Genomic DNA, 11,873 nt, shown 5'->3' on the forward strand with positions numbered 1-11,873 from the left:
TCTCAGTCCTCGCCGAGATAGGCCTTACGGACCGAGTCGTTCACCAACAGGTCGCTGCCGCTACCGGACAGCACGATCTTGCCGACCTCGAGCACGTAGCCGAAGTCGGCCCGCTTCAAGGCCGCCTGGGCGTTCTGCTCGACCAGCAGGATCGTCGTACCCTGCCGCTGCAGCTCGGTCACCGTGGACATGATCCGCTTCATCATGATCGGCGACAGACCCATCGACGGCTCGTCCAGCATCATCAGCTTCGGCCGGCTCATCATCGCCCGGCCCATCGCCAGCATCTGCTGCTCACCGCCGGAGAACGTACCGGCCGGCTGCTTGCGCCGCTCCCCCAGGATCGGGAACAGCTCGTACGCCGCTTCGAGGTCGGCCCGCACCGCGGCCGGGTCCCGGCGCGCGAACGCGCCGAGCATCAGGTTCTCCTCGACCGACAGCCGCGGGAAGATCCGCCGGCCCTCGGGCGAGTGGGCCAGACCCCGGGTGACGATGTCGTGCGCCGCCACGTGGTCGATCCGCTCACCCTGGAACCAGATCTCGCCGGCCGTCGGCCGGAGCAGCCCGGAGATCGTCTTCAGCGTGGTGGTCTTGCCGGCGCCGTTGGTGCCGATCAGCGACACCACCTGCCCCTGCTCCACGCTGAAGCTGATCTTCTTCACCGCAAGGATCTTGCCGTAGGCAACTTCCAGGTCCTTGACCTCGAGCATCGCGGTCATGGCTTCTCCTCCCCGGGTGTCGAATCCGGTACGGCGTCCTGCGGAGCATCCTCGTCGTCGTCCTCACCGGTGCCGATGTAGGCCTCGATCACCCGCGGGTCGGACTGCACCTCGTCCGGGGTGCCCTCGATCAGGGCCTGCCCCTGGACCAGACACAGCACCCGGTCGCACAGGTTGAAGATGAACCGCATGTCGTGCTCGATCACCACGACCGACAGCCCGGAGTCCCGGATCTTGAAGATCAGGTCCATCGCCTGCCGGGTCTCCTGCGGGTTCATACCGGCCGTCGGCTCGTCCAGCAGGATGAGCTTCGGGTCGGTGGCCAGCGCCCGCGCGATCTCGAGCCGGCGCTGGTCGCCGTACGGCATGTTCCGGGCCAGGTGCTCGGTGGACTTGCCGAGGCCGACGAAGTCGAGCAGCTCCTGGGCCCGAGCCCGGGTCGCCTCCTCCTCGCGCCGGAACTTCGGCCCGCGGAGCACCGAGGTGAGCGCGCCCGCGCTGGTCCGGCAGTACCGCCCGACCATCACGTTCTCCAGCGCGGTCATGTTCGCGAACAACCGGATGTTCTGGAACGTCCGGGCCATTCCCGCGCGCACGACCGCCCGCGGCTTCGGCGGCAACGGCGTCAGCGCCGCCAGCTCCTGAACCGGCACGGCCTCGAGGTCCAGGGACTCGCCCTTCTTGACCTTCGGTGCCTTCGGCGCCTTCCGCGGTACGCCGGCGAACCGGACCTGACCGCTGGTCGGCTTGTACAGACCGGTGAGGCAGTTGAAGAACGTTGTCTTGCCGGCCCCGTTCGGGCCGATCAGACCGACGATCTCGCCCTCGCGGACGGTCAGGTTGACATCGTTGACCGCCAGCAGACCACCGAACCGCATGGTCACGCCGGAGGCTTCCAGGACCGGCTCGCCGATCGGCCGGGTGGCCTCGGGCCGGGACTCGGTCACTGTCATTGCGCCTCCCCGACGGCCAGGCGTTGCTCTTCGACTTCGACGGCCAGCTCTTCGTCCTCTTCGTGGAACTCGAGCTGCCTTCGTCTGCTCGCGACCAGCCCCTCGGGCCGGAACCGCATCATCAGCACGAGCAGCAGCCCGAACATCAGCAGCCGGTACTCGGAGAAGAACCGCAGCTTCTCCGGCAGCAGCTTCAGGATCGTTGCTCCCAGCAACACACCGGCGATGGTGCCCATACCGCCGAGCACGATCGCGGCGAGCAGGAACGCCGACTCGATGAACTGGTACTGATCAGGGCTTACCGCCGCGTCCTGGTGGGCCTTGATGGTGCCGGCCAGACCGGCCAGGAACGCACCGACCGCGAACGCGAGGATCTTCAGCCCGAAGACGTTCACGCCCATCGCCTCGGCGGCCTTCTCGTCCTCACGGATCGCCACCCAGCCGCGCCCGATCCGGCTGTTGTTCAGCCGGGCGAAGACCAGGATGACGAAGCCGATCAGGATCAGCAGCAGGAAGTAGTAGTTCGAGAACCTGCCGAGCTCGATGCCGGCGAGCGAATGCTCGTCGCCGAAGTTGAACCCGCCGATCTGCAGGTCCGGGATACCCGGGATACCGTTCGGACCGTTGGTCAGGTTCGGGCCGTTGTTGCCGTCCAGGTTGCCCATCGAGAACCGGAAGATCTCACCGAAGCCGAGCGTCACGATGGCCAGGTAGTCACCTGAGACCCGCAGCGTCGGCGTACCGATGATCAGGCCTAGCGTCGCGGACACCGCAGCGCCGACCAGCATCACGACCAGGAACGGCGGCTTCCACCCGACCGTGGCGAACGCCGAGTTCGACAGCACCGCCGCCGTGTAGGAACCGGCCCCGAGGAACGCGATGTACCCGAGGTCGAGCAGGCCGGCCAGACCGACGACGATGTTCAGGCCCATCGCGGTCGCGCCGAAGATCAGCACCTGGTTCGCGATCGACATGTTCGCGTCCGACCCGTTCTGCGTGAACGGGAACAGGAACGCCACCACGAACGCGGCCAGCGTGAGCACCTTCTTGTGCCGCTGCCCGACGTGACTGACGAACGTCATCGTGCCGGTCCGGAACAACGCCGTCGCGATCACGGCGATGAACACCAGGCAGAGGATGAACGACCAGGCGTCCTGCAGACCGAGCGCGTACGCCGCGGCGAACAGCACCGCGGCCATCAGCACCGCGATCGTGAGGATCTCGATGCCGCCCGGCAGCCTCGCCTCACTCATGTCCCGCAATTGCCGCAACGGCAGCAACCAGCCCGAGACCGCGATCAGCAGCGCACCCACCAGCGAGATGTACCCGCCCGGGTTCACGTTGATCAGGCCGTCGGACTCGGTGCCGATCGCAACCAGGATCAGCACCATGTAGAGCGACAGACCGGCGCCGAGCGTCCGGATGCCGAGCGTGGCGTCGAGCCAGGCACCCAGCCTGGTCATCGGGCCCTTCTCGGCCAGCAGCAGCACCAGCGACAGCACCGCGCCGATGAGCGTCAGGATCTGCAGACCACCGGGATAGAAGTTGATCGACAGGTCGTTCAGGATCTGGCCGTCGTAGCTCCAGGACAGGAACGATCCGACGACCAGCAGTACCACACCGGCGATGCCCAGCGGCCACGCGATCGGCCGTTCCGGCTTCGCGGCCGGCGCATCCGTTGCCTCCGGCACCGGAGTTTTGACATCCGTCATGCGCGGTCCACCACCCTCGCGCCGAGCAGGCCCTGCGGCCTGAAGACCAGAACCAGAATCAGGATGACGAAGGCCCACACGTCCTTCCAGGTACTCCCGCCGAACTGGCCCGGGATGTACTGCGTGGCCATCGCCTCAACCACACCGAGCACGAGACCGCCGACAACGGCGCCGTACACGTTGCCGATACCACCGAGCACGGCGGCGGTGAACGCCTTCAGACCGGCCAGGAAGCCCATCCGGAAGTCGATGTTGTTGTTCTGCAGACCCTGCGAGACACCCGCGATGGCAGCGAGTACCGCACCGAGGGCGAACGCGACCACGATGATCCGGTCCACGTTGATACCCATCAGCCGGGCGGTGTCCGGGTCCTGCGACACGGCCTGCATACCGCGACCGAGCCGGGTCCGGTTGATGAAGAACCACAGCACCACGGCGCAGACCGCGAGGGCCGCGACCGTGAAGACCGCGGACCGCTGGATGGTCACGCCGCCGACCTGCAGCGCCGTACCGGTCACCACGTCGAGCTGCGGGAACGGGATGCGCTGCTTCGCACTCGGCCACTCGACCTTGTCGATCAGCAGCTTGAAGATGATCCAGCCGATCTCAGCCGACAACGCGGTCGCGGCTGCCGTGGCGGCCACGGCCTGCAGGTTGATCTGCACCCGCGCGTGCTTCTTCGCGGCCAGACCGGCCAGCACGCCCACCGCCGTACCGATGATCGCACCGCCGACGATGGCGGCGACGACGTACAGCGCGGACACGTCGGTGTTGATCAGCCGTACGACGATCCACAGCACGACGGCACCGCCCGCGGCGCCGAGCAGCGGGGCACGGTCGTACCACTTGGTGATCGGGTTGTTCAGGTGGACCTTGGCCTGCCGTCCACCGACGATGTACCCGATGGCGATCGCCAGACCGGCGAACACCACCACGGTCCAGCCCGGCTGCTCGTAGAAGAGCCGGATGAACTCCTGCAGGAACACCGAGATACCGATCGCGGTGATCAGTGGTGCCAGTCGTGGCGCGTTCCGCAGGGGACGGTACGCGACACGTTCCATCAGCACCGCGGTGCCGACCGACGCGATCATCGCGCCGATGATCATCACCGGCAGGATCCAGACGCTGGTATGACCGTTGAAGAACAACAAGTACGTGGTCAGCGCGCCGAACGCGCCGATCATGAAGACCTCGCCGTGGGCGAAGTTGATGAGCTGCACGATGCCGTAGACGACGGTGTAACCCACCGCGATCAGGGCGTACAGCGAGCCCAAGGTCAGCCCGTTGACGAGCTGTTGCAGGAACTGGTCCACGTCGACCTCCCATCTGCCTCAGTTATGACACGCCACGGGGGCGGGAGGATCACTCCCACCCCCGAGACATGAGGTCGACTCTGCTTACTTGTCTTCGAACGCCTTGGTCTCGACGGTGGCCCACTTGCCGCCGGCAACCTTGTAGACGGTCAGCACCTTGGAGGTGGTGTCACCGTACTGGTCGAAGGAGACCTTGCCGGTCACGCCGTCGAACGAAACCTTGCTCATGGCATCGACCGTCGCCTGCCGGGCCGACTCGACGTCCTTGGCGTCCTTCAGCGAGACCTTCAGCGCGTTGATGATCGCGTTGGCCGCGTCGAAGGAGTAGCCGCCGTACGCCGCGTATGGCTCCTTGTAGTTCTGCGCGTTGTAGTCCGAGACGAACTTCTTCGCCGAGTCCAGCGAGTCCACCGGCGCGCCGACCGAGGTGGCCAGGTCGTTGTCGGAGGTCTTGCCGGCCAGGGTGATGTACTTCGGGTCGAAGATGCCGTCGCCGCCCATCAGCGGGACGTTCAGACCGGCGGCCTTCATCTGCTGCGAGAGCGGACCGGCCTGCGGGTACTCACCACCGTAGTAGATCGCCTGCGGTGCGGACGGCTTGATCGCGGAGATCACGGCCTGGTAGTTCGAGTCGTCCGGGTTGATCGTCTGCGCCGCGACGACGGTACCGCCGAGCTTCTTGAACTCGTCGGTGAAGGTGCCGACCAGGCCCTGGCCGTACGCCTTCTTGTCGTGGATCGTGGCGACCTTGGTGATCTTGGCGGTCTCGTACAGGTAGCGGGCCGCGAACGGGCCCTGGACCGCGTCGGTGGTGCAGGTACGGAAGTACGTCGGGTACGGCCGCTTCGGAGCGGTCTGCCAGTTGGCGCCCTGGGTCAGGCCCGGGCCGGTGTTGGCCGGCGAGACCTGGACGATGTTCTTCGGCGCGAGCACCGGCTGGACCTGCTGGCTGACGCTGGTGTTCAGCGTGCCGACCACGCCGATCACGTCGGCGTCACCGGCCAGCGCCGTGGCGGCGTTCTTACCCGGGTCCGGCTTGGCCTCGTCGTCCTTCGGCACGACCTCGAGCTTCCAGCCCGGAATCGCGCCGGAGTCGTTGGCCTGCTTCACGGCCAGCTCGACCGAGTGCTGGATACCCAGACCCAGTGCCGACAAGTCTCCCGACAGAGGCGCGATCACGCCGATCTTGGCAGTCTTCGTCGAGCCCCCGGAGCTCCCCCCGGAGTCGTTGCCACTGCGTGAACCGCAGGCAGTCAGGGCCAACGACGCAACGATCAGCGACGCGCCGACCCTTACTACGGAACGCTGGTGCACTGTTCCTCCCATGTCTGGATAGTCCGGCGAATCCCCGGACTCCCGCGTTTGCCGCGAGCATCCGCAGGCTAGACCTCTGGGGGCTCTTCAAGCGATGTCACGGAGCGTGTGTTGTGAGGTCGTTACAGCGGTAAGCAGCATGGGCAGAAGTAGTTGCTGTACGCCCGCTCAGTCAGATGAGCACAGAGTGATTCACTCGCTACTGCCAGCCTCGTCAACGACCAACTGCGCGACCTGCCGCATCGAAACTCTTTTATCCATTGCGGTTTTCTGGATCCACCGGAACGAGTCCGGCTCGGACAGCCCGAACTTGGTCTGCAGGATCGACTTGGCCCGGTCGACCAGTTTGCGGGTCTCCAGCCGCTCGGCCAGGTCCGCGACCTCCCGCTCCAGCTCGGCCAGCTCGACGTACCGAGAGGCGGCGATCTCGATCGCGGGCAGCAGATCCGCCTTGGAGAACGGTTTCACCAGGTACGCCATGGCGCCGGCGTCACGGGCCCGCTCGACCAGCTCGCGCTGCGAGAACGCGGTCAGCATCAGCACCGGCGCGATCCGCTCACCGGCGATCTTCTCGGCCGCACTCAGCCCGTCCAGCTTCGGCATCTTGACGTCCAGAATCACCAGATCCGGCCGAAGATCCGTCGCCAACCGGATGGCCTCTTCCCCATCCCCCGCCTGCCCGACGACGTCGTACCCCTCCTCAGCCAGCATCTCGGCCAGATCCATCCGAATCAAAGCCTCATCCTCAGCGATCACCACACGCTTAGCAGTCACACCGCACACCTTAGCGATCCCCCCTCAGCTCTTCGGCCCCACGAACCCATCCAGCGCGGCGACCCCCTCCTTCCGGCTCACCGCGATCGCGTTCCGCCGCGGTTGCCGCCAAGGAATCCCGAGCAGATCCAACGTGTCGGTCAGGATCTTCCGGATGTCGTCCGACTCGTTGGAGAACATGTACCGAACGTAGAAGTAGCGCTTGCCTGACTCCGGCTTGCTTGCCCAGTTCACGAACCGGCACCCATCCGAATGAAACAACCCGCGCAGCAACTGTTCGGGGTACTTGGCAACTATCTCCCGCTGCCAATCCTCCAACTCGATCTTCCGCAGATGCTTCCGCCCCGGACCATGCTGCGGAAACACACAAGGCCAGTGCTTCCACCGCGCCTCAACCCGAATCGCTCCGTCACCTCCCCGCAGACAGGGACTCGCGCCGGGTTTGACCTGTCGAATCGTCTCGGCAATCTCCTGATTGAGCTCGACATACCGCTCGTCGTTGACGATCTGCAGCGTGAAAACTCCACGCCGCGCCCTGGCGATCGATCCGTCCCCCAGATACCACCCCAGCAACAACGCGTACGCCGCCTCGTCGAGCTCGGCCCCGTCACACCGAGGACACGGCGTCGCCGGGTATCCGCTCCCCTTGCGGATCCAGCCGTCCCGTTGATAACGCCGCCGCCACGTCCGAATCGTCCGCAACGCAACACCGTGGATCGCGGCATTGACGCGATCGGGGACGCCATCATCAGACATCCGCAACGCCGACTCCACCGTCTCCCGCGACCTGAAGTGCCCCATACCCAATGCTCCCGCCGGCCACCGACAGTTTTCTGTTCGAGCGACCGGATGGGCTAGGATCTTCGAGCGCACACGGAGCGCATCAGCCCTGGTACCCCAACGGCAGAGGGAGCGGATTCAAAACCCGCACAGTGTGGGTTCAAATCCCACCCAGGGCACAAATAGGTGGCCGGAATCTGTCGGTCGTGGCTGGCAACCTCGGGTCATGTACGACGAGGAGACGCGGGCCACCGCACGAGCCGCAATGGCCGGCGGTGAGAGTCTCAACTCGATCAGCAAGCATCTCGGCGTCAGCCGAGCTACGCTCCGTGACTGGCGGAACCGTGAGGGTCGTAGGACGTACCCGAGTGACTGTCCTCGGTGCGCGAACGGGAAGCTGCCGGGTACGTCGTACGCGCACTTGCTCGGGTTGTATCTCGGAGACGGCTGCCTGTCGAAGCACCGCCGAGACGTGTACGCGCTCCGGATCGCCTGTGACGACGCCTACCCCCGGCTGATCGACGAGACGGCGGACGCGATTCTCGCCGTACACCCGAGCCGACCGGTGCACCGCGTCCAGGCCGTCGGATACACGTCGGTGGTTGCGTACTGGAAGCACTGGCCGTGCTTGTTCCCGCAGCACGGACCAGGACCCAAGCATCGCCGGACCATCGAGCTGGCGACCTGGCAGCAGGAGATCGTTGCCGAGTGCCCCGAACTCTTCCTCCGCGGCCTGTTCAACTCCGACGGCTGCCGGGTCGCGAACTGGACGAGTCGCACAGTCGGCGGCGTACAGAAGCGGCACGAATATCCCCGCTACATGTTCTCCAACGAGTCCGCCGACATCATGCAACTGTGCCAGTGGGCTCTCGACCTCCTGGACATCCCTTGGCGCATGCCCCGCCGAAACGCGTTGTCCGTAGCCCGCCGAGAAGCGGTAGGCAGACTAGACGAATTCATCGGCTCGAAGTCGTAGGTGAGCCGCCTATACAACGTGCCTGAGCATCAGGCCGGGGCGCCTTTGGGTCGCCTTCCGTGCAGTTCGCGGGACTGTGGACACCCTTTGGGGTCTGGAGACAGGAAATAACCTGTCTCCAGACCCCAGTTCTTGTCTCCGGCCCCGGTTCATGGCTCGGGCGGAGGCGGGCGGTCAGGTGGCCGGCCGCCTCGGGCGGTGCGTGCTGGTTACGGGTTTTGGCTTCGGTAGGCGGGGGCTATGCCGTCTATGGCGTCGCCCATTCGGTGGACTCGGAGGGCGTTGGTGGAGCCGGGGATGCTGGGTGGGGAGCCGGCAACGATGACGACCAGGTCGCCCTTGTTGAGTTTGCCGAGCTCCAGCAGGCGCTGGTCTACCTGGCGGACCATTTCGTCGGTGTGTTCGACGGTGGGGACGATGAACGTTTCCACGCCCCACACGACGCTCAGCCAGGCGCTGACCGACGGGACCGGGGTGAACGCGAGCAGCGGGACCTCGGTGCGGTAGCGGGCCAGCCGGAGCGCGGTGTCGCCGGACTGGGTGAAGGCGATCAGGTACTTCGCGTCCAGCCGCTCGGCCACGTCCGCGGCCGCACGGGCGATCACGCCGCCCTTGGTCTTCGGCTCCCACTCGATCGCCTGGACCCGGCTCAGGCCGTGTTCCTCGGTCGACTCCACGATCCGCGACATCGTCTTGACGGTCTCGATCGGGAACCGGCCGACGCTGGTCTCACCGGACAGCATGACCGCGTCCGCGCCGTCGAGTACGGCGTTCGCGACGTCGGAGGCCTCGGCCCGGGTCGGCCGCGGGGCGGAGATCATCGACTCCAGCATCTGGGTGGCGACGATCACCGGCTTCGCGTTCAGCCGGGCCTGGTCGATGATCAGCTTCTGGACCAGCGGGACCTCCTCCAGCGGGAGCTCCACGCCGAGGTCACCGCGGGCCACCATGAAGCCGTCGAAGGCGTCGATGATCTCGTCGAGGTTGGCGACCGCCTGCGGCTTCTCGATCTTGGCGATCACCGGGATCCGGTGACCTTCCTCTTCCATGATCTTGTGCACGATCCGGATGTCGTCCGCGCGCTGGACGAAGGACAGCGCGATGATGTCGGCCGGCAGGTGCAGTGCCCAGCGCAGGTCCTCGGCGTCCTTCTCCGACATTGCCGGCACGCTCACCGTGACACCGGGCAGGTTGATGCCCTTGTGGTTGGACACCGGCCCGCCGACGGTGACCCGGCAGATCACGTCGGTCTCGGTGACCTCCTCGGCCACCAGCGCGATCCGGCCGTCGTCGATGAGCAGCTGGTCGCCGGGGCTCACGTCGCCCGCCAGACCGTCGTACGTCGTACCGCAGATGGTCTGGTCACCCGGCACCTCCCGGGTGGTGATCGTGAACCGCTCGCCGTAGGTCAGCGTTGCCTTGCCCTCGGCGAACTCGGCCAGGCGGATCTTCGGGCCCTGCAGGTCGACCAGGATGCCGACGTTGTGGCCGGTCTCCGCGGCTGCGGTGCGGATCCGCTGATAGATGCGCTCATGCTCGGCATGGGCGCCATGACTCAGGTTGAGTCTTGCGACGTCCATACCTGCTTGGACGAGTTCCAGGATGCGCTCGGGGGCGGCAGTAGCCGGGCCGAGCGTACAAACGATCTTTGCGCGACGCACGTCACAAAACCCTACTCCTGCAAACCACTGCCCCCGCTGGTCCACCCCCGTTACTGGACAGTTAACAGCTGAAGGCAATCAGGTACATCGCCTGAATCGTCAAGAAGACAAGGGGGTGTAGGCCCCGACGGTCACGTCACCACTCGGCTGCGCGGTGACCGTCTGCAGACCGACCGGCAGCCCTTTCAGGTACGTGATGAGGGTGACCTCACCTGGTTTCCGCAAGGTGTAGCCGAGCGCGAAGGCGTACGCCGCTCCCCCGGTCGTCCCGTTGGTGTACGTCGTGACCTCCCGCTGGTCGACCACGGTGTGCTCAGGCCCGACCTGACGGTGCAAATGACCGGACAACAGCAATGTCGCGCACCCGCGGGTGGCGGTGTCGGCGAACGACGACGGGTCGTGCACCACCATCGTCGAGATCCGCTTGTCGTCGGGCTGGTCGCAAGCGACGTCCGCGAGCCGCTTCGACTGGTGGTCGATCGTCTCGTCGCCGGGCGTGTCGGCGCTGCCGAGCCCGGTCTTGGTCGGGTCGCTGTCGCCGAGGAACCGGATCCCCTCGACCTCGACCGGCTTGCTGTCGAGCACGGTGAACCCGGCCTTGCGCATGAAGTCCTCGACGTGCCCGCCGGCGTCGTGGTTGCCGGCCACCGCGACCACCTTGAGGTCCTTGAAGTGCTGCTTCAGCGAGTTGATGCTGAACGCTTCCCAGCTCTGCCCGGACGAGGTGTCGTCACCGGCGTCGATCAGCAGCTTCGCGCCGGCCGCCTTACCCACCGCGGACGCGAACCCGTCGATGCCGATGTTGTCGTGCCGGTCCGAGACCAGCAGCGCGACCGTCTCGTCTTTGTTCGGCTGGTGGATCTGGGTGGTGACATCGGAGACCCGGTCCTTCAGCTCGCCGTACAGCTCGGTGGACTTCCGGTACGTCTCGACCAGGGTCCGGATCACCCCGACGCCGCCGGTGGTGGAGAACCCGGACGCGACCTCGACCGACTTCAGCCGGTCGTCGAACGACAGGTCCGGTAGCAGCTTGACCAACGGCTGCCACTGCGTTGGCGGTACGTCGGCCGGTCGCATCCGTCCGGGTCCGTAGATCGACGCGATCGTGATCAGCATCGCGACCAGTACGACGATGGCCCGATGCTCGAACCGGCGCTCGTGCCGGTGGACCAGATGCCACAGCTCTCGCCGGCGTCGCGCCCCCAGCGCCGTCCAGAGGGTGGCCACCACCACGACGACGAGCAGGCCGGATCCGGCTCCGGCGACCGCGTTGTCGACCGCCATCTGCTGGATGACCTGCTTCATCCGCGCGATCTCACCGTCGGGCTGGGACGCGATCAGGGTGTCGCGGGTGAGCAGCTCGGTGAGGTTGTCGGCGTCGGTCTCCTGTACGTCGATGTTGATGCCGATGCCGCCAGGTGTGTTGGCCGGGATCCGCAGCCGCGGCAGCACGGCGCCGAGGTCGAGCGTGGCGTACCCGTCGAACGTCGGCGAAACCGTTGCCGCGTGCGCGCCGATCGTGACCCGCTCGGAATCGCTCACGAACCCGAACAACCCGACCACGACCGAGGTCAGCACGAACAGCACGCTCAACCCGGCCCACGGTGCGATCGCACGGAGCCGGGCTCGGGTCACGAGGCGGGTAGCCACGTGCACCAACTTATTGCGGAG

10 protein-coding genes and 1 tRNA gene are annotated in these 11,873 nt (G+C 66.2%); 2 read left to right on the forward strand and 9 right to left on the reverse strand.

Annotation, left to right across the window (positions count from 1 at the left end; translation table 11 throughout):
- Positions 1-2 precede the first annotated feature (2 nt).
- The 7 genes from EV650_RS09555 to EV650_RS09590 all read right to left on the reverse strand — a co-directional run bounded on the left by EV650_RS09555 (position 3) and on the right by EV650_RS09590 (position 7,586).
- Positions 3-719, reverse strand: a complete 717-nt coding sequence (locus tag EV650_RS09555; RefSeq protein WP_134117399.1) for an ABC transporter ATP-binding protein — start codon at positions 717-719, stop codon at positions 3-5.
- Positions 716-1,672, reverse strand: coding sequence for an ABC transporter ATP-binding protein (locus EV650_RS09560; RefSeq protein ID WP_134117401.1), 957 nt, complete (start codon positions 1,670-1,672; stop codon positions 716-718). The genes EV650_RS09555 and EV650_RS09560 overlap by 4 nt, the downstream gene beginning before the upstream one ends.
- A complete protein-coding gene (locus EV650_RS09565) occupies positions 1,669-3,384 on the reverse strand; it encodes a branched-chain amino acid ABC transporter permease (RefSeq protein WP_134117403.1) in 1,716 nt (571 codons plus the stop codon). Before EV650_RS09565 ends, EV650_RS09560 begins: the two co-directional genes overlap by 4 nt.
- Positions 3,381-4,697 carry a branched-chain amino acid ABC transporter permease gene (locus EV650_RS09570; RefSeq protein WP_238174111.1) on the reverse strand — a complete coding sequence of 439 codons (1,317 nt, stop codon included), beginning with the start codon at positions 4,695-4,697 and terminating at the stop codon, positions 3,381-3,383. The genes EV650_RS09565 and EV650_RS09570 overlap by 4 nt, the downstream gene beginning before the upstream one ends.
- 84 nt (positions 4,698-4,781) lie before the next feature.
- Positions 4,782-6,023, reverse strand: a complete 1,242-nt coding sequence (locus tag EV650_RS09580; RefSeq protein ID WP_238174112.1) for a branched-chain amino acid ABC transporter substrate-binding protein — start codon at positions 6,021-6,023, stop codon at positions 4,782-4,784.
- A 180-nt stretch (positions 6,024-6,203) separates the two neighbouring features.
- The gene (locus EV650_RS09585) at positions 6,204-6,794 is read right to left on the reverse strand and encodes an ANTAR domain-containing response regulator (RefSeq protein ID WP_134117405.1); all 591 of its coding nucleotides are present in this window, start codon (positions 6,792-6,794) and stop codon (positions 6,204-6,206) included.
- 15 nt (positions 6,795-6,809) lie between these two features.
- Complete coding sequence (locus tag EV650_RS09590) at positions 6,810-7,586, reverse strand: helix-turn-helix domain-containing protein (RefSeq protein WP_134117407.1); 777 nt, start codon at positions 7,584-7,586, stop codon at positions 6,810-6,812.
- Between the two features lie 85 nt (positions 7,587-7,671).
- Here EV650_RS09590 and EV650_RS09595 point away from each other — a divergent pair.
- Positions 7,672-7,744, forward strand: a tRNA-Leu gene (locus EV650_RS09595).
- A gap of 47 nt (positions 7,745-7,791) precedes the next feature.
- Complete coding sequence (locus tag EV650_RS09600; RefSeq protein WP_134117409.1) at positions 7,792-8,541, forward strand: transcriptional regulator; 750 nt, start codon at positions 7,792-7,794, stop codon at positions 8,539-8,541.
- Between the two features lie 209 nt (positions 8,542-8,750).
- Here the strand turns inward: EV650_RS09600 and pyk are convergent, their stop codons facing one another.
- Positions 8,751-10,202, reverse strand: a complete 1,452-nt coding sequence (gene pyk, locus EV650_RS09605) for a pyruvate kinase (protein ID WP_134117411.1) — start codon at positions 10,200-10,202, stop codon at positions 8,751-8,753.
- Positions 10,203-10,301: 99 nt separating this feature from the next.
- A complete protein-coding gene (locus EV650_RS09610; RefSeq protein WP_238174113.1) occupies positions 10,302-11,852 on the reverse strand; it encodes a metallophosphoesterase family protein in 1,551 nt (516 codons plus the stop codon).
- Positions 11,853-11,873: the final 21 nt, after the last annotated feature.

Source organism: Kribbella kalugense (assembly GCF_004365875.1).
GTDB lineage: Bacteria > Actinomycetota > Actinomycetes > Propionibacteriales > Kribbellaceae > Kribbella > Kribbella kalugense.